The sequence below is a fragment of the Ruegeria sp. A4 genome (assembly GCF_056543025.1).
In genome coordinates this window covers 710,302-733,627 of record NZ_JBQGAW010000001.1, presented here as the reverse complement: position 1 = coordinate 733,627, position 23,326 = coordinate 710,302, and the positions used below count along the sequence as shown (strand labels likewise).

Genomic DNA, 23,326 nt, shown 5'->3' with positions numbered 1-23,326 from the left:
AAATTGTATGAGCCAACGAGATTGCCACAACATCTGGTGTATATTCCGGAAAAGGCAGCGGGCGAGGGTCGGATAAGCACAAACGATTAACGTGCGGCCGCATTAGCGGCATTGCGCTGTCCAAGGCAGCGAACAGTACCTTTTTGCACGCTTCTCAGGGCGTTGTGGGCGACACCCTGCAACACAAGATTTGGTGTCGGGAATCTGAAATTGAGCTGAATAAACCAGGGCTGCGGACATGAAGATTGAAAGAAAATTCACCAAACCGGATCAGGACGCCTATGCGGAACTGAATTTTGTGTCCGCAACATCTGAAATCCGAAATCCGGACGGTACAATTGTCTTTCGTCTTGATGACATCGAAGTCCCCTCCAGCTGGTCGCAGGTCGCAAGCGATGTGATTGCGCAGAAATACTTCCGCAAGGCGGGGGTGCCCACCAAGCTCAAGAAAGTGAAGGAAAAAGATGTTCCTGAATTTCTGTGGCGATCGGTTCCCGCAGAAGGCGCAGATTTCGAAGGAGAAACATCGTCGAAGCAAGTGTTCGACCGTCTGGCTGGCGCCTGGGCCTATTGGGGCTGGAAGGGCGGCTATTTCTCGACCGAGGAGGACGCGCGCGCCTATTTCGACGAGATGCGCTATATGCTGGCGACCCAGCGTGCGGCGCCGAACTCACCGCAGTGGTTCAACACCGGCCTGCACTGGGCTTATGGAATCGATGGCCCGGCGCAGGGGCACCACTATGTCGATTACAAGACCGGCAAGCTGACCAAGTCGAAATCGGCCTATGAACATCCTCAGCCGCACGCGTGCTTCATCCAGTCGGTCGATGATGATCTGGTGAACGAAGGCGGCATCATGGACCTGTGGGTGCGCGAGGCGCGCCTGTTCAAATACGGGAGCGGCACAGGCACCAACTTCAGCCATCTACGTGCAGAAGGCGAGGCGCTGTCGGGCGGCGGCAAATCCTCGGGCCTCATGGGCTTTCTCAAGATCGGCGACCGCGCCGCTGGCGCGATCAAATCAGGCGGAACAACCCGTCGGGCAGCAAAGATGGTGATCGTCGATGCGGATCACCCGGACATCGAGCAATTCATCGAATGGAAGGTGATCGAAGAACAGAAGGTGGCCTCGATCGTTGCCGGATCGAAGATGCACGAGAAGATGCTGAACGGCATTTTCGAGGCCATCCGGTCTTGGGATGGATCTGCCGATGACGCCTATGATCCGAACAAGAACGACGCGCTGAAAAAGGCGGTTCGTGAAGCGAAAAAGGTTGCAATACCAGAAACTTACATCAAGCGTGTCTTGGATTATGCCAGGCAGGGCCACGACAGCATCGAGTTTCCGACCTATGATACAGACTGGGATTCGGAGGCCTACAGCTCGGTTTCGGGCCAGAACTCGAACAATTCCATCCGCGTGACCAATGCGTTCCTCAAGGCGGTTGAAAAGGATGCCGATTGGGAATTGATCAACCGCACCGACGGCAAGGTGGCCAAGACCGTCAAGGCGCGCGATCTGTGGGAAAAGGTTGGCCATGCCGCGTGGGCCTGTGCCGATCCGGGCATCCAGTTCCATGACACGGTGAACGAGTGGCACACATGCCCCGAAGATGGTGAGATCCGCGGCTCGAACCCGTGCTCGGAATACATGTTCCTGGATGACACGGCCTGTAACCTTGCTTCGATGAACCTGCTGACCTTCCTCAAGGATGGTGAGTTCCAGGCAGCGGATTACATGCACGCTTCGCGCCTGTGGACCCTGACGCTAGAAATCTCGGTGACCATGGCGCAGTTCCCGTCGAAGGAAATCGCGCAGTTGTCTTATGACTTCCGCACACTGGGTCTGGGTTATGCCAATATCGGCGGACTGCTGATGAACATGGGCTACAGCTATGACTCGGACGAGGGCCGGGCGATCTGTGGCGCACTGACAGCGATCATGACCGGTGTGGCCTATGCGACCTCGGCGGAGATTGCAGGCGAGCTTGGCCCGTTCAAAGGCTATGAGCGCAACGCCGAGCATATGCTGCGTGTCATCCGCAACCACCGCCGCGCGGCGCAGGGTGTGACAGAAGGCTACGAGAAACTGGCCGTCAAACCCGTGCCACTGGATCACGGCAACTGCCCGGACAAGCGCCTGGTCGATCTGGCCATGTCCGCCTGGGACGAGGCGCTGAGCCTTGGTGAGAAAAATGGCTATCGCAACGCGCAGGCCACCGTGATCGCGCCCACCGGCACCATCGGTCTTGTGATGGATTGCGACACCACCGGGATCGAGCCTGACTTTGCGCTGGTGAAGTTCAAGAAGCTGGCCGGTGGCGGGTATTTCAAGATCATCAACCGCTCGGTGCCATCGGCGCTGGAAAAGCTGGGCTATTCCTCGTCGCAGATCGAAGAGATCGTATCCTATGCCGTTGGTCACGGCACCATCGGCAATGCGCCAGGGATCAACCACACCTCGCTGACCGGTCATGGCTTTGGCCCGAATGAACTGGCCAAGGTGGATGCGGCTCTGGAAAGCGCCTTCGACATCCGGTTCGTCTTCAACCAGTGGACACTGGGCGAGGATTTCTGCACCGGTGTTCTGGGCATCCCGGCGACCAAGCTGAATGACCCGACATTCGACCTGCTGCGTCATCTTGGTTTTTCCCGTGCGGATATCGAGGCGGCCAACGATCACGTCTGCGGAACCATGACGCTGGAAGGTGCGCCGCACCTGAAGGAAGAGCATTATTCGATCTTTGATTGCGCCAACCCGTGCGGAAAAAAAGGCAAGCGTTTCCTTGGAGTTGAAAGCCATATCACCATGATGGCGGCGGCGCAGAGCTTCATCTCGGGTGCGATCTCGAAAACGATCAACATGCCGAATGACGCGACCATCGAGGATTGCCAGAAGGCCTATGAACTCAGCTGGTCGCTGGGTGTGAAGGCCAACGCGCTCTATCGTGACGGCTCGAAACTGTCGCAACCGCTGGCGGCGGCGCTGGTCGAGGATGACGACGAAGCGGCGGAAGTGCTGGAGAGCGGCTCGGCGCAGGAAAAGGCCGTCGTTCTGGCCGAAAAGGTGATCGAGAAGGTTGTGGTCAAGGAAATCATCCGCAGCCATCGCGAGAAACTGCCGCATCGCCGCAAGGGCTATACCCAGAAGGCAATCGTTGGTGGCCACAAGGTCTATCTGCGCACCGGTGAGTTCGAAGACGGCCAGTTGGGCGAGATTTTCATCGACATGCACAAGGAAGGTGCCGGCTTCCGTGCGATGATGAACAACTTTGCCATCGCCGTTTCGGTTGGTCTGCAATACGGTGTGCCGCTGGAAGAATTCGTGGACGCCTTCACCTTCACCAAGTTCGAACCCGCGGGGATGGTGCAGGGCAACGACTCGATCAAGAACGCAACGTCAATCCTGGATTACATCTTCCGCGAACTGGCCGTGTCCTATCTGGACCGCACCGATTTGGCCCACGTGAAACCCGAAGGCGCAACCTTTGACGATTTGGGTCGGGGCGAGGACGAGGGTGTCTCGAATGTTTCGGAAATCAGCGATACAGCCGCGTCCAAGTCGTTGGAAGTGCTGAAACAAATCAGCTCTACCGGTTATCTGCGCAAGCGCTTGCCGCAAGATCTGGCTGTGTTCAATGCGGGTCAGGTCGAGGTGAACGGCATGGCTGAACCGGCGGCTTCCTTTGAAGCATCGGCAGCCGAAACGGCGGTGGCCACAAGCATGGACGCCCGCACAAAGGCCAAGATGCAGGGGTACGAGGGCGATCCCTGCGGCGAATGCGGAAACTACACACTGGTGCGCAACGGCACCTGCATGAAATGCAACACCTGTGGCGCGACAAGCGGGTGTAGCTAAGGAAAGCGCCCCGGCACCCCGGGGCGTAGGGGTCGGACGCTGCCCTAGGTAACCGACCCCGACGAATTCGGAGAAAGGACACAAGACTTACCAGATGTCCTTTCTTCACTCGACCGACATGCCCGTGTTGGCCGGGAACAGGGTGGGGCGGAATATTTGCTCCCTCCCACTCTTTCACGGAACGGGTGCGCTCGTTCCATGCGACGTCCAGGCCGCAGGCAAAAAAACACCGGGCGGTCAACGAAATGAGCCTGGATGGCGAAACTGACAGGGGGCTTCGGCCCCCTTTCTTTTTTGCGACTGGTTGCCCGGATGAGCGCGGTCTTGCCGGATCGGGCCATGCCTGTCGGGCAAGTTTTGCCGAAACGGGTCTGGCAAGGTTTTGCCCGGCGGTGTGTCGCAACACCGACTCGGGCAAACACGCAAAGATTGGCGCGACTTCCCGGAAATCACGCAAAACGGGTGACGCCTGCGGCTGTTCCGGTGTTTCTGGGGCCTGTCCGGACGAAGACATAATCAACTTATCCAGGAGGCACGAAAATGAAACCGCAGTACTTGATTGGGATTTCCATTGCTGCACTGACCTTGCCGGGAGTGCTCTCGGCGCAGTCCTCAACCGACGCCAATGGCGATGGCGTTCTGACCATCGAAGAAATTCAGGCCGTGTTGCCCGACGTTGACGCCGATACATTTTCGGCGATGGACGCAAATGGCGACGGGGCGCTGGATGCTGATGAAGTGGCCGTTGCACAAGAGGCAGGTTTGCTTCCACCCAGCAACGGGTAAACAAGAAAGGGCGGCCCGACACTCATCGGGCCGCTTTTCAGATGTTATAACGGCAAGTGAATGTTGAATTTTTCCCGAATCTCAGCATCCAGAAGCGGGTCGAACCGGGCCGCCGACGGGGTGGACAGGATCTCATTCTTTCGGGCCACTGCCTTTTCAACCAGATCCGGCTTGCCAAGCTCCACCCATTCCTTGGGGGACGAGCGGTCACCATAGGTCGGATAGACATAGTCGGCCTGCATACGGCTGAGGGTCGCATCGGTGCCCAGATAATGACCGGGGCCGCCCATGCACACGGATGCGATCTGATCCAACGCCAGGGTTTCATCGGTCACTTCGATCCCGCGCACACAGCGTTGTGCCTGACCGATCAGGTCGTCGCTGAGGATGAGACTTTCAAAGCAGAATCCCAGCAGCGAGGCGTGCATGCCAGCGGCTTCATATACCATGTTCAGACCGGACAGCCCGGCCATCACGTTCGAGCACATCTGTTCCCACCCGGCCTGCATGTCGGGCAGCTTCGAATCTGATGCACCGGCCGCCGCGCCCCCCGGCAAATCGTAGAAGCGGTGCATCTGGGCGCAGCCTGCCGTCAGCAGGGCTTGTTCACCGGAACCGATGGACATTGCTCCGGTCCGCAGATCAAGACCAAAGGGCCAGGTGCCGAAAACTGCGGGTGCGCCGGGACTTACGGCGTTTACATAAACCAATCCCGCAAGGCATTCTGCCGTGGCCTGGGTGATTGCTCCGGCGATGGTTGATGGCGCGGTGGCACCGGCCATTCCGGCTGACAGCAACAGAACCGGCATTCCGGCCTTGATGCATTCCTCCATCACTTCGCAGCTTTCAGTGGCGAATTTCATCGGTGGGACGACGAAGCAGTTCGAGTTCGACACGAATGGTCGCTCGCGATATTTGTCTTCGCCGCCCGCGATCATGTAGATCATCTCCATCGCTGGGGCGACATGGCTGGGTTCCGTGAAGGATGTGCCGACGTGTTTGAATGTTCCTGAACAGCTGGCGTAGATCGTGTTCAGGTCCATTTCCAGGTTGTCCGCGATGTCGCGACAGACCATGGGGCGCTGAACAAAATGAATATTGTCAAGCTGTTGGCAGATACGTGCGGCATCGTGCAAATCCTGAACGGTTGAATCGCGATACTCGCGACCATGCACGTCGACCATGGAAACGGCTGCACCAGCCGTGCCGTAATGTACTTTTGTACCTGTAAGGTCCAGATCGGTTTTTCCGTCACGGCTGTACAAAGTGACATTGCGGTTCGCCTTTGCGATCGTGTCTTCGACAAGCGCACGGGGAAAGCGGATGCGGCCATCGTCGCCCAAAATGCAGCCTGCACCAACCAGATAGTCGATCCCGCTTTGCGGCGCGTCCGCCAGACCAATGGTTTCCAATGCGATCAGGGCGGCCTCGTGGATACGTTCGATCTGTGCCTGGGTCAGGACATTCAGGACACCGCCCTCCATACCGGGGCGCACGGGACGCAGATGTTCAGGCAATGCGGTTGCACGGGCAGCGCGACGCGCAGCGCGACCGCCGCTGCGCGATGTGTTGCGGGATTGGTCGTTCATTTCTTTTTCCGATCTGTGAGAGATGTTTGGGGAACTGGCAAATGGCCGCTTACGGCCGTCCTCTCGCTGCACGCCCCCGGTCCGCACCAATGGTGCGGCTGATCAGGCTGATTTTCCAGTCGTGGTCAGTCATTCCGCCTCTCAACGTTTGGCGCAACAATTCCAAAACACGGCGACGCAATCTGTTCTGTTTGCGACCTCAACGGAATTTACTTCAGCAAATATCTGCCCAACAAACCTCTGACGGAATTCTAAGGCAGATTTTCTCCCCCGAGGACAGAAATCTGTTATACTGCATTCACTTACTCTTGAGCTTTGCGTGCAAGGAATTGAACTCTGACAAAAGCGATCCCAGTTGAATTATAAGTTAACACATGATCTGAAGCCCGAGTGAAATCGCGTTGAAACAGACTTTTGAACTTTTTTCTGTCCTGATTGTCGTGGCTCTGACGGCCAGCGCCAGCCCGGTTTTGGCAGAGGATTGGACAGGGGGGTACGTTGGGCTCAGCTTTGGGTACGCGGATGCGGATGGACCGGGTGGATCAAGCGGGGACGACACCGCCTTTGGTGCGCATGTAGGCTATGATCAGGATTTCGGGGCTTTCGTTCTGGGCGGTGAACTTGAATACAACCGCCTTTCCTTGAACCTCAGCCAGTCTCAGGGCAGTCTGGACAGCATGACCCGATTGAAACTGCGTGGCGGGTACGATTTCGGCAGCGCGCTGGGGTATGTCGTCGTTGGCGCGGCACGGGCCGAAACATCCGTCGACAGCGATACCGCCGCTGTTTACGGGATCGGCATCGCTTATCCGATTGGCGAGAATTTTGTCATCAGCGGTGAGGCGCTGCGGCAAGACTTCGATGATGTCACCCGATCCACCGGTGGTCTGGATTCTAACGTCTTCAACTTGCGTACAACGTTTCGTTTCTGACAACAGGCTTATTCAGCTGCGTGCTTCCTCGCAAGATGCGACGCGAATTCGCAAAGCGTTTTCAGCGCAACCGCAAAGCGTTCATCCGCTACGGTCATGGCCACCCGTATGTGCCCGGCAGCAGCCTTGCCGAAGCTTTCGCCGGGCATGACGGCAATTTTGTGTGCGTCCAGCAGCGCGTTGGCAAACGCGTCCCCCGACATCCCGGTCGCGCGGATATCCAGCATCAGATACATGGCGCCCTGCGCGGGGACGAGGCCAACGATGTTTTGCGAGGCCAGAATATCCATGGCCAAGGCACGGCGGCGGCGGAACGGAGCAGCGATTTTTTCTTCAAGTTCAACACCCGCGGTCAGCGCAAAACTCGACGCGTCCTGTACGAACCCGGGAACGCCGTAGGTGGTGTGAGTCGCCAGATTGATCAGATGGGCGATGACCTCCTGTGGGCCGACGACCCATCCACATCGTGACCCGGTCATGGCGTGGGACTTGGACATGGATCCAACCACAAGCGTTCGCTCTGCCATGTCGGGCAGCGCACGCGGAGAAAGATGTTCACCGTCCCAGACCTGCGTGTCGTATACCTCATCCGAGATCAGCCAGAGATCGCGCCGTTTGCACACGTCAGCGACCGCCTCCAGCGATTGACGGGAATAAACCACGCCGGTCGGATTGTTCGGCGTGTTGATCAACAGCGAAACCGCGCCTTCAGCAGCGGCATCGATCCGCTCGGCCTGGGGCTGGAAAGCGTCATCGGCCGGGGTTTGAACCGCACGGGCCACGGCGCCAATACCCCGAATCGTGCCGGGATAGGTGGCGTAGTACGGGTCGAGGTACAATCCGACATCACCGGGATCGCAAACAGCCATATGTCCGGCGAACAGGGCGGCTTGCCCGCCGGGGGTGATCAGGACGTTGTTCCGAGAGGTCGGAACGCCAGTGCGGGTCTGAACCCGTGCGGCGACCGTGTCGCGCAGCAGGTCCGTGCCGGGCACCATCGCGTAACCTGTATGACCGTTGCGGGCCGACAGTTCCATCGCCCGAAGAATCGAAGGGTCGGTTCGGGTGTCATGTTCACCGATCGTCAGTTCGGTTACGGCTTGTCCTTCGCTTTGCATCCGGCGCGCGCGGTAGAACACGTCCCAGCCATCGCTGCCGCCGCCGGTGATCTGCGTGATGCGTTCAGACAATCTCATGAAATCGCCCCTGGTTGCTTTGCGCTGAATGGGGCAGAGCAGTGGCCGTTTGTCAATCAGCTTCGCGGCGCCAGCGTCGCCTGAAGCTTTTTTGTCAGCGATGCGCGTACGAGGTCATAGGAAACCGTCAAACGATGGCGCAGCTCCTCGGTCTCGGCATCAAACGGCAGGCGGACCCAGCTGCGGTGAAAATAGGGGGCTTTCACCGCGACACGGGCATCAATCAGCATCTGAGCCGTTTCCACGTCGGGTGTTTTGACGGAAACACCGTCATTTGCAATTCCGATACAGGCAAACATCTTGCCGCCAACTTTCCATGCGTCATGACCGCCGCCCCACGGGTCTGACAGTTCTGCACCGGGAAATTCCTTGCAGATGGAATTGATGACGTCTCGGTCCATGACGGGCACTTTGACGGACCCGGTGAACAAACTCAACGCTTGGCTTGGCGGGGATCCCGTGCTAACCGAGGGGCATGAACCCGGTGACCTGCATCATTATCTGCTGCATTACCTGCTGATTTATCAAGCGGGCCGGTTTCTTTCGTTTTCATCCCTGAGACAAGTTGCTAAGCCCGCGCCAACGCGCAAGCCTTTGCTGTTTTCTAGGAGCCCGACCGATGACGACGATCAAGCTGCACAACACGCGGACGCGGACGAAGGAAGATTTCGTACCGATCAACCCTGACAACGTGCGGATGTATGTCTGTGGTCCGACGGTCTATGACCGCGCCCATCTGGGCAATGCCCGCCCGGTGGTCGTGTTCGACGTTCTTTATCGTCTGTTGCGCCATGTCTATGGCGCAGAGCACGTGACCTATGTGCGCAACTTCACCGACGTGGACGACAAGATCAACGCCACGGCACTGGCCCGCAAACAGGCGGGCGCGGAAGGCACGCTAGAGCAACTGGTGCAGCAACGGTCGGATGAGACCATCGGCTGGTACCTGCATGATATGGGCGCTTTGGGCACGTTGGAGCCGAACGAGATGCCGCGCGCGACCCAGTTCATCGCGCAGATGATCGCGATGATCGAAGACCTGATCGCCAAGGGTCATGCCTATGCCGCCGAAGGCCATGTTCTGTTCGCGGTGGATAGCTGGAAAGAAAGCTACGGCAAGCTGTCGGGGCGCTCGGTGGATGACATGATCGCCGGCGCGCGGGTCGAGGTGGCGCCCTACAAGAAGAACCCGATGGATTTTGTCTTGTGGAAACCCTCGACCGATGAACTGCCGGGCTGGGACAGCCCATGGGGGCGGGGACGCCCGGGCTGGCACATCGAATGCTCGGCCATGAGCTATGAGTTGCTGGGTGAGAGTTTTGATATCCATGGTGGCGGCAACGACCTGATGTTCCCGCACCATGAGAACGAGATCGCCCAGAGCAAATGCGCGCACCCGCACGGTGAATTCGCGCGGGTCTGGCTGCATAACGAGATGTTGCAGGTCGAAGGCAAGAAGATGTCCAAATCGCTGGGCAATTTCTTTACCGTGCATGATCTGCTGGAGCAGGGCGTTCCGGGCGAAGTGATCCGCTTTGTCTTTTTGCAGACGCATTATCGCAAGCCGATGGACTGGACTGAGAAAAAGGCCCGCGAAGCAGAGGCGACGCTGCGCAAGTGGCGGGCGCTGACATCGGGCATCGAACCCGCTGCCAGCGCGGCACCTGAAGTGATCGCAGCGCTGAGTGACGACCTGAACACAGCAGGTGCCATGGCCGAGCTTTACCGTCTGGCGTCAGATGGAGACGCTGCGGGATTGCTGGCAAGCGCACAAATTCTGGGTTTGCTGCTGCCCCAGATGGGGGGCTGGGCGGACACGGCGTCCATAGACCTGAGTGCCCATGCAGATCGCTTGGCAAAGGCGCGCGTATCTGCAATGGAAAACAAAGATTTCTCGGAGGTCGACCGCCTCAAGGCGGCGTATATTGCGGCAGGGCTTGAGGTTCGAATGAGCAAGGAAGGTGTTGAACTGGTGCCGGGCGCCGGTTTTGATGCCGCCAAGCTGGAGGAGGTCTGATGACCAGAGAACGCCTCTATCTTTACGACACGACGCTGCGTGACGGGCAGCAAACCCAAGGCGTGCAGTTTTCGACCGCTGAAAAAGTGCAGATCGCACAGGCGCTGGACGCATTGGGGGTGGATTACATCGAAGGCGGCTGGCCCGGAGCGAACCCGACCGATAGCGCGTTTTTCGATGCGGCGCCAAAGACTTCGGCCCGGTTGACGGCCTTTGGCATGACCAAGCGGGCGGGGCGCTCGGCCGAGAATGACGATGTGCTGGCTGCGGTGATGAATGCGGGAACGCAGGCCGTTTGTCTGGTTGGCAAGTCGCATGATTATCACGTGACCCACGCGCTTGGCATTTCGCTTGAAGAGAACACGGAAAACGTTCGTGCTTCGGTGGCGCATATCGTGGCGCAAGGGCGCGAGGCGTTGTTCGATGCCGAACATTTCTTTGACGGGTACAAGGACAACGCCGAGTACGCGACGGAAGTTTGCCGGGCCGCGCTGGAGGCGGGCGCGCGATGGGTTGTGCTGTGTGATACCAATGGTGGCGCGTTGCCGTCCGAGGTCGGGCGGATCGTGTCCGAAGTGATCTCGGCCGGTCTGCCGGGTGAACGGTTGGGTATTCACACCCATAACGATACCGAGAACGCGGTGGCCTGTTCTCTGGCGGCGGTCGAAGCAGGTGCACGGCAAATTCAGGGAACGCTGAATGGTCTGGGGGAACGCTGCGGAAACGCAAACCTGACGGCGCTGATCCCGACACTGCTGCTGAAAGAACCCTATGCCTCGCAGTTCGAAACCGGCGTCAGCCTTGATGCGCTGGCCGGGCTGACCCGCATCAGCCGCATGTTGGACGATGTCCTGAACCGGGTTCCCAGCAAGCAGGCGGCGTATGTGGGCGCGTCGGCTTTTGCGCATAAGGCGGGGTTGCACGCCAGCGCGATCCTGAAGGACCCATCGACTTACGAACATGTAGACCCGGCGAACATAGGCAATGAACGTATCATTCCGATGTCGAACCAGGCGGGTCAGTCGAACCTGCGCAAACGCCTGACCGAGGCGGGGCTGAGCGTCAAAGCCGGTGATCCCGCATTGGGCCGCATCCTAGAGCGGATCAAGGATCGTGAAGCGGAAGGGTATTCCTACGACACCGCGCAGGCCAGTTTCGAACTGTTGGCGCGGGATGAACTGGGACAACTGCCTGAATTCTTCGAGGTCAAGCGCTACAAGGTCACTGTTGAGCGTCGGAAGAACAAATACAACAAGATGGTCAGCCTGTCCGAGGCTGTCGTCGTGGTCAAAGTGGACGGTGAAAAGAAACTGTCGGTCAGCGAGTCCATGGACGACTCCGGAAACGACAGGGGGCCTGTGAACGCGCTGGCCAAGGCGCTGGCGAAGGATTTGGGCCAGTATTCGCAGATTTTGTCAGACATGCGCCTTGTCGATTTCAAGGTCCGTATCACCCAGGGCGGGACCGAAGCGGTGACCCGCGTCATCATCGACAGCGAAGACGGCCAGGGGCGGCGCTGGTCGACGGTGGGTGTCAGTGCGAACATAGTTGATGCGTCCTTTGAGGCGCTGCTGGATGCGATCCAGTGGAAACTGGTCCGTGATTGCGATCCGCAAAAGGCAGCAGCCGAGTGAGTGTGACCTTCGACGATGATGTCAAAGCCTGCGCCGCGCTGGTTCAGCGAGCGGATCCTGACCGGTTCCGCGCGACGATGGCTGCTCCGGTCGCGGCTCGCGTGGTTTTGTTTCCGATCTATGCGTTGAATGTCGAAGTCGCCCGCGCGCCATGGGTGACGCAAGAGGCCATGATTGCCGAAATGCGGCTGCAATGGTGGCGCGACGCGTTGCAGGAGATTGCAGAAGGGTCCGCGGTGCGGCGGCACGAGGTGGTGACGCCTCTGTCGCGGGTCCTGTCGCCGCATCTGGCAGGCGTACTGGATGAATTTGTTGCCGTAAGACGTTGGGAAATATACCGGGATCCGTTCGAGGATCAGGAACATTTTGACGCCTATATCAACCACAGTTCCGGATCTCTTTTCGTCGCCTCTGCGCAGGCGCTGGGTGTGGCGAATGAAAGCGTGTTGCGCGATTTCGGGTACGGAGTCGGTGTGGCAAATTGGTTCCGCGCCATTCCCGAACTGGAAAAGCGGGGGCGCGTACCTTTGCTGGATGGTACGACGGGCGGCGTTCAGCAACTGGCCCAATACGCTTTGGACCGATTGCGCAAGGCGCGATCAAACCGGGGCGACATCGCACCTGAGGCGCGTCCCGCGCTGTATGCAGGCTGGTTGGCGGAACGGGTGCTGAAGCAGGCCATCGCCCAACCCGAGCGGGTGGCGGCCGGAACGCTTGAACCAGGCGAAATGCGTCAGCGACTGTCCCTGATGTGGACCGTCGGCAGCGGGCGCTGGTGATCAGACCCTTTCGGGATCGGCCGGGCGCAGAACCAGCCACAGCAATGCGCCACCTGCCAGTGTCAGCAAGGGGATCATGGCCAGGTTGACGGCGTGCCACCCCTCGATCGCGGATCCGCCCGAGCAGTTCATCAACCCGCCCGAGGCCAGCGATGCAAGTGTCACACCGCCAAACACCAGCAGGTCATTGAGGCCCTGCATCCGACCACGCTCTTGCGGTTCATGAGATGCGGCCAGCATCGTGGTCGCGCCGATGAAGCCGAAATTCCAACCAATGCCCAGAAAGACGAGGGCAACAAAAAAGTTCCCCAATTCAACGCCTTGCAGCGCAATCACTCCTGATGCGGCAAGTATGGCCAGGCCCAGAGCGACGATCTTTTCAATGCCAAATCGGGCGATCAGGTGCCCGGTGAAGAAGCTGGGAACATACATTGCCAGCACGTGACTTGTCACGATATCCGCCGCGTCATTGGCCGAAAACCCACATCCGACAACCGCAAGCGGTGTCGAGGTCATGACGAGATTCATCAGCGCATAAGACACCATGGCACAGATGATCGCGACGGCAATGCGGGGCGTTTTCAACAGCTCGATCCGTGACCGCCCCTTGGGTTCATCAGCCGCAGGTTTCGCAGGCGTCGGAATGTCGAGAAAGAAGAACAGCGCCGAGCCCAGAACGTTGATGCCGATTACGGCCATATATGTTCCCAGAAACGGGATGACGTATGCTTCAGACGTCAGCTTCACGATCTGAGGCCCAATGATGGCGGCCGCCAATCCGCCCGCCATGACATATGAAATCGCCTTGGGGCGGAAATCGTCTGAAGCGGTGTCTGCTGCTGCAAAGCGATAGAACCCGTGTGCGCTCATATAGATGCCGGTCAGCAGGCTGCCGACTAGAAAGATGGGGAACGAGCCCAGAAACAGGCCATAGGCCCCGATCAGCCCGCCCAGTGCACCGGCGGTTGCCCCGACAAGGAACCCCACGCGACGGCCCCATTTTTGCATGATGGCCGAGATCGGCGTGGCTGCCAGCATCGATCCCAGAACGATCAGGGATATCGGCAGCGTCGCCAGGCAGGGGTTCGAGGCCAGCGATTGACCTGCAAGCCCGCCGACGATGAACATCATCGGCATCTGCGCGCCCAGTATGGCTTGGGCAGCCACCAGCACGGCCACATTGCGTTTGGCCTGCCGGTCGTCCGGAAGGGTTGAAATCATGGTCATGGGCGAATGGTTATCGGCTAAGTGTTTGAGGCACAAGCGGGTTGCATCTGCGTCACATGCGCCTAACGTGCCCCGAGATAGCAGAGCAGGGAGGCCGCATGTCCGCAGGCCGCATCATCGAAACACCGGACTGTGTTGCCGAAGGGGCTGAATGGCTGGCCCAAACCTGTCCGCGCATGGCGTATGCGATGGATCAGACCGGCCCTTTGCCGCTGCGCCGCCGCCCCGATGGGTTTGCGCAATTATTGAGTGCAATCGTCAGTCAGCAAGTCAGTGTGGCTTCGGCCAATGCGATCTGGAAACGGCTTCAGGATGCCAGGTTGACCGGTCCGCGCAAGATCCTGTGGGCAACGGATGATGATCTGCGGGCAGTTGGCCTGAGCCGTCAGAAGATCCGATATGCGCGGGCTCTGGCCGAGGCACGCATCGACTATAAGGCGTTGCGCGATGCAACTGACGCAGATGTCGTCGCCACATTGACGCAAGTTCCGGGTATCGGTGTCTGGACAGCCGAAATCTATGCCATGTTCTCGCTGGGTCGCGCAGATGTCATCGCACCCGGTGATCTGGCCCTGCAAGAGGCGGCGCGCATCCTCTATGACTTGCCTGAACGTCCGACGGACAAGGAACTGCGCAAAATGGCCGAGGCCTGGTCGCCCTGGCGTTCGGTTGCGGCGCGGGTTCTGTGGGCCTATTACCGGGTTGCAAAGCAAAGAGAAGGGATCAGATGACACGGGTTTTGAATGCGCTCCGGAAAGAGCCTGTTTCGGGTGATACGCGCTCGGTCGTGGTGTTCGTGCATGGCTATGGCGCAAACGGTGCCGATTTGCTGGGTTTGGCCGATCCGCTGGGCGAACACCTGCCTGATACGTTGTTCGTGGCCCCCGACGCCCCCGAGCAGATCCCTGGAATGCCAAACGGGTATCAGTGGTTCCCGATTCCGTGGATCGATGGATCTTCCGAGGAAGAAGCCCGCCGGGGCATGGAAATGGCTGTCGAGGACTTCAACGCCTTTCTGGACGCACTGATGGTGGACGAAGATGTTCTGCCCGAACAGGTTGTGCTGTTTGGCTTCAGCCAAGGCACCATGATGAGCCTGCACGTTGCGCCGAGGCGGGAAGACCCCGTGGCCGGGATCGTAGCCTTTTCAGGTCGTTTGCTGGAACCCGATCTGTTGGTGGATGAAACCGTCAGCCGGATGCCTGTCTTGCTGGTGCATGGCGACGCCGATGATGTCGTTCCGCCACAATCCCTGCCGGAAGCGGCCGAAGCCTTGCAGGCTGCCGGTTTCAAAGAGGTCTATGCCCATGTCATGAAAGGCACCGGGCACGGTATCGCCCCGGATGGGCTGAGCGTTGCGCTGGCTTTCATGCGCGACAAGCTGAGCCTTTAGTGTTTGGAATCTGATCTGCGGAGCGCCCATGCGTTCCGCACCGGATCAAGTCCAGAGGTGCGCTTCGGCGAACTCGACCGAGTTTCCGGCCGGGTCGCGCACATACAAAGACCGCACGCCGCCGGGCCAGTCAAACTCGGCATCTACCGGAATATTCCAGTCCAGAAGGTGTTTGCGCATCACTGCGATTTCCTCTCGTGACAGCACAAGACACACATGTCCGGGGCCGCGCGCGCCGTGGGGCGGAACCGGCATACCGGGGTCAAGCGGCGGTTGTTCGGTCTGGTCGGGATTGAATATCAGCAGGACCGACCCGCCAATGCGATAGAATACATGGCGGTCAGCGACACGTTGTATGCGTTCGAGCCCAAGAACTTCGCCGTAAAACTGTTCTGCCGCGTCCAGGTCATCAACATAGAGCGCCGCTTCCAGAATGGCCGAAGGGGCCGGGATGTCAGGCGTTTTCTTCATGACCCCAGTTTAGCAGATCGGGGCAGGGTCTGTCACCGGCGCGGGCGACGGTCGCGCTTGCGTTGAGGGGCCGCGTTCAGTGTCGGCATTGGCAGACTGTCCCACTGCCCGGGCTCAAGATCATCCAGGGTCCAGTCTCCGATGCGGTAACGGATCAGGCGCAGCGTCGGCAGGCCCACGGCAGCAGTCATCCGACGCACCTGTCGGTTTTTGCCCTCACGTATGGTCAGTTCAAGCCAGCTGTCCGGTACCGTCTTGCGTTCACGGATCGGCGGGGTGCGCGGCCAGAGCATTTCGGGCTCGTCGATCCGGCGGGCTTTGGCAGGACGGGTCAGACCGTCCTTCAATTCGACCCCGTTGCGAAGCGTTTTCAGGGCAGCCTCGTCGGGGGTTCCCTCAACCTGAACCCAATAGGTTTTGGCCATCTTGTGCTTTGGGTCAGAGATCTGGGATTGCAGCTTTCCATGATCCGTCAGCAGTATCAAACCTTCACTGTCACGGTCCAGCCTGCCCGCCGGATAGACGCCCGGCAGATCGATGAAATCGGACAGCGTGCTGCGCGGGCTGTCCGAATTGGCGCGGTCGGTGAACTGCGGCAGAACATCATAAGGTTTGTTGAAGCGAATGAACCAGGACATGATCTGCGCATAGCCTGAAGATTACCCCCGGTGCAAGCTGTGGATAACTGTCATGTGCCTGTTACGGATTCGCGTTACCCCGTCTGCGACATATTGTGGAAAATCAGGGCTTGTCAGAGTTTTAACACGATATATAGTTATAAAAAGACCGGAGCGGGTGCTCCCCGCTCTGGTGTCACAAGCGGGCAGCTGAGAGCTAGGAGCGATTCTGTGATGGACGGAGACTTCAGGACCGAATTTGTAAGGGAGCCGGGTGCGCTCAAACAACACCCGGCCCTGGTTTTGAACGCCGATTATCGCCCCTTGTCCTATTACCCGCTGTCACTGTGGCCCTGGCAAGAAGCGATCAAGGCGGCCTGGCTGGATCGGGTCGATATCGTGGCTGAATATGACGAGGTCGTCCGCAGCCCAAGCACCGAGATACGAATACCCTCGGTCGTTGTTTTGAAAGACTATGTAAAACCCAGAAAGCGCGTGGCCTTCACGCGCTTTAATTTATTTTTGCGGGATGAATTCCGCTGCCAGTACTGCGGCAGCCGGGACAACCTGACCTTTGACCATGTGGTGCCACGGGCCGCCGGTGGTGTGACCAGTTGGCAGAACGTGGTGGCGGCGTGCAGCCCGTGCAATCTGCGCAAAGGGTCGAAATCGCTGCGCCAGGCTCGGATGACCTTGCGCAAGCCGCCACGTCAGCCCGATGCCGAAGCGTTGCGCAATATCGGACGGAAATTCCCACCGAACCACCTGCATGAAAGCTGGATCGATTTCCTGTACTGGGATGCAGAGCTGGACGAGTTCTAGGCCGCGCGAGATTTCCATGCGGCCAGCCAGATCAGTACCAGCACAGCAGAAGCAATAGCGTTCCAGCCAGCCATCGAGATGCCGAACATCTCCCAAGGGATATCATCGCACCGCACCAAAGGCGCGGACATGATTTGATCGAACAGATCGTCAGCGGACAGACCGCTGATGCTGCCGGATGTGCAGCTGCTTGGGCCTTCCCACCAACCTTGTTCAACGCCGGCGTGAAATGCACCCACCGCCGAAGTCGTCGCGGCCGCTGCTGCGCCCAGCAAAGGAAGAAAGGTCAGCCTTGGCAATGCCAGCGCCACGGCGCCGATCGCGATGGCCACTGCATGAGGATAGCGCTGCCAGATGCACATCTTGCATGGCGCAAGCCCGCCGAGATGCTGAAAGCCAAAAGCGGCCAGAAGAAGGGCCAGTGATCCAAGACTTGCCACCGCGACAAGTTGCGAACGTCTCGTCATAAGTATTTCACCACCAGGAATCCGCCAAACAGGAGGATGATGAACAAAGTGAACATTAGCCCCAGGCGCTTTTCGATGAAGTCGCGGATCGGCTCACCGAATCCCCAGAGCAGACCTGCGACCAGGAAGAACCTCAAGGCGCGGGCCAGAATCGAGGTCGCGATGAAGGTTCCAAGCGGCATGCCGGTCCAGCCGGACATAATGGTGATGACCTTGTAAGGGAAGGGGGTCACACCCGCCGTCAGAACGGCCCAGAACCCGAAGTCGTTGAACCGGGTATTGAACTCTTCCATGGCATGGGCTTTCCCCATGGATTCCAGAATGGGCTGCCCGATGCTTTCATAGAAAAACGCACCAATCGCATAGCCCAGCATGCCCCCCAGAACCGAAGCCACCAGTGCCACGGTTGCGATCAGCCACGCCCGGGACGGGCGGGCCAGAATCATCGGAATCATCAACACATCGGGGGGAATCGGGAAGAACGAACTTTCGATGAAAGCCACGATGGCCAGCGCCCACAGCGCGTGAGGGTGTTCGGCCAGACGAATGGTCCAGTCATAAAGCGATCGTAACATAAAGCACTCAAATCCCGTTTTCGGTCTGAAGCCCAGCCAAACCATGCGCCTGACGGACCGTCAACAGTCGAGGGCGAAACAAATGGAATATTGGATGGTTTTTGCCTCTGGACCTTCGCTCGGATGGGCGCTAATCCAGTGTTCGTGGCCCAAGTGGCGGAATGGTAGACGCAGGGGATTCAAAATCCCCCGCCTTCACGGGCGTGAGAGTTCGAGTCTCTCCTTGGGCACCACAGTTCCGACAAACTCAGAACACCGTCCGTCCTCTTGGCGGGGTGCCGTGATCAAGGTGATGATCCGCAACCTAGATCTTCATGTCCTGTTTGAGGTCCTCTGTAGCAGCCCGTGAATGCCACGACGTTCCGGGCCTGCTTCAACGACAGATCATCAGGCCCCCGGCCGGGGGGGATCTTGAACCGGGTTGGTGTTAAAGGGCCTTTGTCAGATTCGCCAGAACGTACAAACGTGATATGCCCTGCCTCCTTATCCGAAACGCGGTTCGCTCTGTTTCGCGGTGATTTGCGCCAGGAATGAGGTCAGGTTTTGGATTTGGAGTGACTGCATGAACCCAGACGGCTCGCTGTGAACTGATGGGGAAAGTTCAGGATTTATGCTCATATATGCGAATTGGCGCAGGTCAGACCGGTGCCGGCCTTGACATTGCGGGTATCTGAATGAAACCTCGAAAGGGTTGGGAGAAATTGGGAAATTCAAAGATTTGTAGCCGTTGCGATGCGGGCCGGTTTGTATTATCGGCACGCTTCCCTGAGCAGGTGATCAAACTTGATTTCCAACTGCCAGACAAAAAAAGTGGGAGTTAACAGATGAAAAACAGCAGCAAACTGAGCGTCGGCGCCTTCGTCACCGCAGCCCTTCTGGCTCCGGCGGCATATGCCGAAGAGTTCATTACGATCGGTACCGGCGGTGTAACCGGCGTTTACTATCCGACCGGCGGCGCGATCTGTCGTCTGGTCAACAAAGGCCGGAAAGAGCACGGCGTGCGCTGCTCGGTCGAATCGACCGGTGGTTCAGTCTACAACATCAACACCATCCGCGAAGGCGAGCTGGAGTTCGGTGTGGCCCAGTCCGACTGGCAGTACCACGCCTATAACGGCACCTCGAAATTCGAAGAAGCCGGCCCGTTCGAAGGCCTGCGGGCCGTGTTCTCGGTGCACCCCGAACCCTTCACCGTGGTGGCCCGCGCCGATTCCGGCATCACCAACTTTGAAGACCTGAAGGGCAAGCGCGTCAACATCGGCAACCCCGGTTCCGGTCAGCGCGGCACCATGGAAGTTCTGCTGGGCGAAATGGGCTGGACCACAGATGATTTCGAACTGGCGACCGAGCTGAAAGCGGCTGAACAGTCGGCAGCCCTGTGCGACAACCAGATCGACGCGATGGTGTACACCGTTGGCCACCCCTCGGGTTCGATTCAGGAAGCCACCACCGCGTGTGACTCGGTTCTGGTGAACGTCAGCGGTCAGGCCGTGGACAAGCTGGTCAACGAAAACTCGTTCTACCGCAAGGCAACCATTCCCGGTGGCATGTACCGTGGATCTGACGAAGACACCTCGACCTTTGGTGTGGGCGCGACCTTCGTGACCTCGGCCGATGTATCGGAAGATGCGGTTTACGCGGTCGTCAGCTCGGTCTTTGAAAACTTCGATGACTTCAAAAAGCTGCACCCGGCGTTTGCGAACCTGAAGCCCGAAGAGATGATTGCGGATGGCCTGTCGGCTCCGCTGCATCCGGGTGCCGAGAAGTACTACAAAGAAAAAGGCTGGATTCAGTAAGCCAGACCTGACGCAGGGTGCCCACGGGCGCCCTGCACAAAACCCGTATGAAACGGGATTTCAGAAGGCCGAACAATGGCCGCGACGGGGAGACATTTGATGAATTCCGACACTCAATCCAATCGTCCGCTTTCCGAAGAAGAGCTTCAGGATCTGGTTGCATCTTCTGACGCCGGAGGGCGCAATCCGGTCGGGAACGTGGGCGTTTTCCTTGCGGTCGTGGCCGCGATCTGGTCGATATTTCAAGTTGTTCTGGCTTCGCCCCTGGCGAATTATGTCTTGCCCGGAAGCGTCGTGAACAATGCTCGGCAATTCCATCTGGCTTTTGCTTTGTTTCTGGCCTTTGCCGCTTATCCGGCGCTCAAATCCAGCCCCCGGAACTATATTCCGGTTCAGGATTGGATCATGGGACTGGTGGGCGCGTTCGTCGCGCTGTATGGCTATTTCTTCTATGACAAGATCGTCAATGCGGGCGGTTTGGCCGACGACACCGACAAATGGGTTGCGTTGCTTGGCCTGGTGCTGTTGTTCGAGGCCGCGCGCCGCGCGCTTGGCCCGGCCATGGCAATTATCGCGACCATATTTTTGGCCTATGTCTTCTTCGGTGCCTCGGAATGGGTGCCCGAAGTTATCCGCTGGAAGGGCGCGAGCCTGAAAAAGGCGATGAGCCACATGTGGATCACGTCCGAGGGCGTGTTTGGTATCGCTCTGGGTGTTTCTACGAAATTCGTTTTCCTGTTCGTTCTGTTTGGCGCATTGCTGGATAAAGCCGGGGCAGGGAACTACTTTATCAAGATGGCCTTTGGGGCCCTGGGCCACCTGCGCGGTGGTCCGGCCAAGGCGGCGGTTGTGGGCTCGGCTGCGACCGGCCTGATCTCGGGCTCGTCGATTGCCAATGTTGTCACCACCGGTACTTTCACCATCCCGCTGATGAAGCGCGTCGGGTTCAGCAGTGAACAAGCGGGCTCGGTCGAGGTTGCCAGTTCGGTCAACGGGCAGATCATGCCGCCGGTGATGGGGGCCGCTGCATTCCTGATGGTGGAGTATGTGGGCATCTCATATGTCGAGGTGATCACCCATGCCTTCCTGCCAGCGGCGATTTCCTACATCGCACTGGTTTACATCGTGCACCTCGAAGCCGTGAAGCGGAACATGCCCACACTGGGCGACCGCGATGTGCATCTGGCGCGGACCGTAGTGGGGATGCTGGGCTTTTTCCTGGTGTTTGCAGGTCTTTGCTACGGGTCACAATTCCCGGTGGATGCCGTGACAAGCTGGGTGCCGTCGGCCGCTGGGATCGTGCTCAGCCTGATTATCTGCGCGGTATATGTCGCACTGCTTTATCTGGCGGCACAGGTGCCTGACCTGGAACCGGACGACCCTAACGCAAAAGAGGTTACGCTTCCGGTCATCGCCGATATCTACAAAGCTGGCCTGCATTACCTGCTGCCGATCATCGTTCTGGTCTATTTCCTGATGATAGAACAGAAGTCACCGGGCCTGTCCGCCTTCTGGGCCACATCGCTGCTGTTTGTCATCCTGCTGACGCAGAAGCCGCTGAAAGCGATGTTCCGCGGGCAGAGCAACCTGTACAACACTTTCATCGATGGTGTTGCCGACCTGTGGCAAGGTCTGATCGACGGGGCACGCAACATGATCGGTATCGCGCTTGCCACGGCGACCGCGGGCGTGATCGTGGGAACCGTCACGTTGACGGGTGTTGGTCAGGTGATGGCCGATCTGGTCGAGTTCCTGTCGGGCGGCAATCTGATCCTGATGCTGGTCATGGTCGGGCTACTCAGCCTGATCCTGGGCATGGGTCTGCCAACAACCGCGAACTATATCGTTGTCAGCTCGTTGATGGCCGGGGTGGTTGTTGAGTTGGGCGCCCAAAGCGGGCTGATCGTTCCTTTGATCGCTGTCCACCTGTTCGTGTTCTATTTCGGGATCATGGCCGACGTGACACCTCCGGTCGGGCTGGCCAGTTTTGCTGCTGCGGCTGTGTCGGGCGGTGATGCGATCAAAACCGGTTTCACGGCGTTCTTCTACAGCCTGCGTACCGTGGCGCTGCCCTTCGTGTTCATTTTCAACACCGATCTTCTGCTGATCGATGTGACATGGGTCGAAGGGATCATAGTGGCGATTTTTGCGACGATAGCGATCCTTGTCTTCACGGCAGGCACCATGGGGTACTTCCTGACCCACAGCCGCATCTACGAAAGTATCGCGCTGATCGCCGTGGCCTTCGCCCTGTTCAGGCCGGATTTCTTCATGGATCGCATCGCGCCTCCATACACTTCGGTCGAGCCTGCGGCGTTTGTCGAAACCATTGGCCAGACACCACCGGGAACCGAGGTTCGCATGGTGATCAGCGGGCCGGATTTTGATACCGGCAAGATGGTGGACACCACGATTGTGGTGCCAGTCGGATCCGAAGAGGGCGGTGAAGCGCGCGTCGATGCCATGGGGCTGCTGTTGCTCGAAGAGGATGGCCTTGTCAAACTTGACGAGCCGATGTTTGGATCACCGGTTGCCGAAGATCTGGCCAACTTTGACTATTACGGTGACGAGGCCGTGCGCCTGAGCTCGGTCAGCCTGCCGTCCAGCCAGCCTCCGAAGCAACTGGTCTATATCCCGGCGCTGATCCTGCTGGGTCTGATCGCTTTCCTGCAACGCGGCCGTGCCGCCAGACAAGAGGTGCTCGTATGACACGTTCCGTTCTGTGTGCCGTTGATATCAGCAATGGCGAGATTGATGCACCGGTGCTGCAAAAAGCAGCCGCGCTGGCGGATATGGAAGGGGCGCAACTTGACGTGGTGACAGTGCTCCCCGATTTCGGGGAAAGCTGGGTGTCGGGGTTTTTCGAATCCGATTTTCACGACAAGGCGTTGGAGGAAGCGCAGGCCAAACTGACGGCGCTTTGCGTGTCGGCCCTGGGGGCCGAGCGCAACGAAACCATCCGCCATGTGGTTGCGACAGGAACAGCTTATCAGGAGATTTTGAAGACGGCCGAAAATGCCGGCTCTGATTTGATCGTAATCGGAGCCCACAAGCCGGATTTCAAGGATTACCTGCTGGGCCCGAATGCGGCACGCGTGGTGCGACATTCCAACGTCTCGGTTTACGTGGTGCGCTGACGCGAAAAGCAGATGCTGTGCACAGTGGCGCC

The 23,326-nt window shown here is 58.6% G+C and carries 20 protein-coding genes and 1 tRNA gene; 13 read left to right on the top strand and 8 right to left on the bottom strand.

Annotation, left to right across the window (positions count from 1 at the left end):
- Nucleotides 1-238: 238 nt before the first annotated feature.
- Both ACR0E2_RS03620 and ACR0E2_RS03615 read left to right on the top strand, forming a co-directional pair.
- Nucleotides 239-3,859 (top strand): vitamin B12-dependent ribonucleotide reductase, encoded by a 3,621-nt coding sequence (locus ACR0E2_RS03620; protein WP_480445221.1) that lies wholly within the window; start codon nucleotides 239-241, stop codon nucleotides 3,857-3,859.
- 540 nt (nucleotides 3,860-4,399) lie between these two features.
- Entirely contained in the window at nucleotides 4,400-4,645 is a 246-nt protein-coding gene (locus ACR0E2_RS03615; protein WP_117868858.1) for an EF-hand domain-containing protein, read from the top strand.
- A gap of 44 nt (nucleotides 4,646-4,689) precedes the next feature.
- Here the strand turns inward: ACR0E2_RS03615 and ACR0E2_RS03610 are convergent, their stop codons facing one another.
- Nucleotides 4,690-6,234, bottom strand: a complete 1,545-nt coding sequence (locus ACR0E2_RS03610) for a trimethylamine methyltransferase family protein (protein ID WP_480445219.1) — start codon at nucleotides 6,232-6,234, stop codon at nucleotides 4,690-4,692.
- 401 nt (nucleotides 6,235-6,635) lie between these two features.
- Here ACR0E2_RS03610 and ACR0E2_RS03605 point away from each other — a divergent pair, with 401 nt between their 5' ends.
- Nucleotides 6,636-7,166 carry an outer membrane protein gene (locus tag ACR0E2_RS03605; protein ID WP_253283440.1) on the top strand — a complete coding sequence of 177 codons (531 nt, stop codon included), beginning with the start codon at nucleotides 6,636-6,638 and terminating at the stop codon, nucleotides 7,164-7,166.
- An 8-nt stretch (nucleotides 7,167-7,174) separates the two neighbouring features.
- Here ACR0E2_RS03605 and ACR0E2_RS03600 read toward each other — a convergent pair whose 3' ends face one another.
- Nucleotides 7,175-8,362 (bottom strand): pyridoxal phosphate-dependent aminotransferase, encoded by a 1,188-nt coding sequence (locus ACR0E2_RS03600; protein ID WP_480445217.1) that lies wholly within the window; start codon nucleotides 8,360-8,362, stop codon nucleotides 7,175-7,177.
- A gap of 56 nt (nucleotides 8,363-8,418) precedes the next feature.
- Complete coding sequence (locus tag ACR0E2_RS03595) at nucleotides 8,419-8,763, bottom strand: MmcQ/YjbR family DNA-binding protein (RefSeq protein ID WP_480445216.1); 345 nt, start codon at nucleotides 8,761-8,763, stop codon at nucleotides 8,419-8,421.
- A gap of 218 nt (nucleotides 8,764-8,981) precedes the next feature.
- Here ACR0E2_RS03595 and cysS point away from each other — a divergent pair, with 218 nt between their 5' ends.
- Genes cysS through ACR0E2_RS03580 form a run of 3 tightly spaced genes read left to right on the top strand, consistent with a single transcriptional unit; the run spans nucleotide 8,982 to nucleotide 12,792 of the window.
- The gene (gene cysS / locus ACR0E2_RS03590) at nucleotides 8,982-10,379 is read left to right on the top strand and encodes a cysteine--tRNA ligase (protein ID WP_480445214.1); all 1,398 of its coding nucleotides are present in this window, start codon (nucleotides 8,982-8,984) and stop codon (nucleotides 10,377-10,379) included.
- Nucleotides 10,379-12,013, top strand: coding sequence for a citramalate synthase (cimA, locus tag ACR0E2_RS03585; protein ID WP_480445212.1), 1,635 nt, complete (start codon nucleotides 10,379-10,381; stop codon nucleotides 12,011-12,013). The genes cysS and cimA overlap by 1 nt, the downstream gene beginning before the upstream one ends.
- A gap of 2 nt (nucleotides 12,014-12,015) precedes the next feature.
- Complete coding sequence (locus ACR0E2_RS03580; RefSeq protein WP_480446174.1) at nucleotides 12,016-12,792, top strand: squalene/phytoene synthase family protein; 777 nt, start codon at nucleotides 12,016-12,018, stop codon at nucleotides 12,790-12,792.
- On the opposite strand, the gene ACR0E2_RS03575 is transcribed toward ACR0E2_RS03580, so the two are convergent.
- Nucleotides 12,793-14,019 (bottom strand): MFS transporter, encoded by a 1,227-nt coding sequence (locus tag ACR0E2_RS03575; RefSeq protein ID WP_480445211.1) that lies wholly within the window; start codon nucleotides 14,017-14,019, stop codon nucleotides 12,793-12,795.
- A 98-nt stretch (nucleotides 14,020-14,117) separates the two neighbouring features.
- Here ACR0E2_RS03575 and ACR0E2_RS03570 point away from each other — a divergent pair, with 98 nt between their 5' ends.
- Nucleotides 14,118-14,750, top strand: a complete 633-nt coding sequence (locus tag ACR0E2_RS03570; protein ID WP_480445209.1) for a DNA-3-methyladenine glycosylase family protein — start codon at nucleotides 14,118-14,120, stop codon at nucleotides 14,748-14,750.
- Nucleotides 14,747-15,412 (top strand): alpha/beta hydrolase, encoded by a 666-nt coding sequence (locus ACR0E2_RS03565; RefSeq protein WP_152458076.1) that lies wholly within the window; start codon nucleotides 14,747-14,749, stop codon nucleotides 15,410-15,412. Before ACR0E2_RS03570 ends, ACR0E2_RS03565 begins: the two co-directional genes overlap by 4 nt.
- A 45-nt stretch (nucleotides 15,413-15,457) precedes the next feature.
- On the opposite strand, the gene ACR0E2_RS03560 is transcribed toward ACR0E2_RS03565, so the two are convergent.
- Entirely contained in the window at nucleotides 15,458-15,883 is a 426-nt protein-coding gene (locus tag ACR0E2_RS03560; protein WP_171632270.1) for a VOC family protein, read from the bottom strand.
- 32 nt (nucleotides 15,884-15,915) lie between these two features.
- Nucleotides 15,916-16,521 (bottom strand): rRNA large subunit pseudouridine synthase E, encoded by a 606-nt coding sequence (locus ACR0E2_RS03555; RefSeq protein ID WP_480445207.1) that lies wholly within the window; start codon nucleotides 16,519-16,521, stop codon nucleotides 15,916-15,918.
- A 213-nt stretch (nucleotides 16,522-16,734) separates the two neighbouring features.
- On the opposite strand from ACR0E2_RS03555, the gene ACR0E2_RS03550 reads away from it, so the two are divergent.
- Nucleotides 16,735-17,322 carry an HNH endonuclease gene (locus ACR0E2_RS03550; RefSeq protein WP_152458073.1) on the top strand — a complete coding sequence of 196 codons (588 nt, stop codon included), beginning with the start codon at nucleotides 16,735-16,737 and terminating at the stop codon, nucleotides 17,320-17,322.
- Here the strand turns inward: ACR0E2_RS03550 and ACR0E2_RS03545 are convergent.
- Together ACR0E2_RS03545 and ACR0E2_RS03540 are read right to left on the bottom strand one after the other, a co-directional pair.
- Nucleotides 17,319-17,789 carry a disulfide bond formation protein B gene (locus ACR0E2_RS03545; RefSeq protein WP_224855945.1) on the bottom strand — a complete coding sequence of 157 codons (471 nt, stop codon included), beginning with the start codon at nucleotides 17,787-17,789 and terminating at the stop codon, nucleotides 17,319-17,321. The two genes, ACR0E2_RS03550 and ACR0E2_RS03545, sit on opposite strands and share 4 nt — an antisense overlap.
- A complete protein-coding gene (locus ACR0E2_RS03540; protein WP_480445206.1) occupies nucleotides 17,786-18,364 on the bottom strand; it encodes a YqaA family protein in 579 nt (192 codons plus the stop codon). Before ACR0E2_RS03540 ends, ACR0E2_RS03545 begins: the two co-directional genes overlap by 4 nt.
- 147 nt (nucleotides 18,365-18,511) lie before the next feature.
- Here ACR0E2_RS03540 and ACR0E2_RS03535 point away from each other — a divergent pair.
- The 4 genes from ACR0E2_RS03535 to ACR0E2_RS03520 all read left to right on the top strand — a co-directional run bounded on the left by ACR0E2_RS03535 (nucleotide 18,512) and on the right by ACR0E2_RS03520 (nucleotide 23,294).
- Nucleotides 18,512-18,597, top strand: a tRNA-Leu gene (locus tag ACR0E2_RS03535).
- Between the two features lie 591 nt (nucleotides 18,598-19,188).
- Complete coding sequence (locus tag ACR0E2_RS03530; protein WP_480445204.1) at nucleotides 19,189-20,157, top strand: TAXI family TRAP transporter solute-binding subunit; 969 nt, start codon at nucleotides 19,189-19,191, stop codon at nucleotides 20,155-20,157.
- 99 nt (nucleotides 20,158-20,256) lie between these two features.
- On the top strand, nucleotides 20,257-22,866 hold the full coding sequence (locus tag ACR0E2_RS03525) for a TRAP transporter permease (RefSeq protein WP_152458068.1): 2,610 nt from the start codon (nucleotides 20,257-20,259) through the stop codon (nucleotides 22,864-22,866).
- On the top strand, nucleotides 22,863-23,294 hold the full coding sequence (locus tag ACR0E2_RS03520) for a universal stress protein (protein WP_152458067.1): 432 nt from the start codon (nucleotides 22,863-22,865) through the stop codon (nucleotides 23,292-23,294). Before ACR0E2_RS03525 ends, ACR0E2_RS03520 begins: the two co-directional genes overlap by 4 nt.
- The last annotated feature ends 32 nt before the right edge of the window (nucleotides 23,295-23,326 follow it).